Raw genomic sequence first — 687 nt, 5'->3', positions numbered from 1 at the left:
CAGGATGCCAAAGAATACGCCCAGCGATTCCGTGGTGGCGGACGCAATTGATATATCGGTCTAAGCCTTTTAGGCTAAGCAGTATACTTATGTATCGAGGTTGTCACTGCAAATTGGCTAATGTGCAATGAGAACAATCTGGAATATCGCCTGTGCGCGTGAACTAAGCCGAAATGAAAGCGAGTAAATAGGCTTTAATGATAGAGGACACACCATTCCGTCAGGAGGGTGTGTCCTTTTTAAATATTTTTTTGAAATATGCAGGGGAAGAAAATTTCCTGGCGTCTATAGTATTGGGAAGGGGGAGAGCGTCATTGATATAGAGAGAATCATTGAACGAATACGGTCCGGTGACCGGCAGGCGTTCCGTGAGATCGTAGAGCTGTACAGCAAGCATGTATTTCATGTCGCCTATTCGGTACTGCATGACAGCAAGGAAGCAGAAGATGCCGCGCAGGAGGCATTCGTTCAGGTGTACAAGTCTCTCCCCCAGTACCGGAACGAAGGTTTTAAAACGTGGCTGAGCCGAATTGCGCTCCACAAAGCGCTGGATATTAAGCGCAAACAGGACAGACGACCCGCAGAGCTTATAGACGTCGCACAATCCCTTGTACAGCTCCCTTCCCGGGATGAGGATGTGCTGGCTCGTCTCATTCGCGAGGAGCAAATTGAAGAACTATCGCAAAA

General features: G+C 48.2%; 1 protein-coding gene. It reads left to right on the top strand.

The features are described from left to right. Positions 1 to 187: 187 nt before the first annotated feature. Positions 188 to 687: RNA polymerase sigma factor (locus GRP75_RS30605; protein WP_483311135.1), on the top strand; the 500-nt coding region annotated here is incomplete at its 3' end.

Source organism: Paenibacillus sp. OT2-17 (genome assembly GCF_009827695.1).
Classification (GTDB): Bacteria; Bacillota; Bacilli; order Paenibacillales; family Paenibacillaceae; genus Paenibacillus; species Paenibacillus polymyxa_B.
The sequence above is the reverse complement of the archived record's forward strand: the minus strand, read 5'-3'. Positions and strand labels throughout refer to the sequence as shown.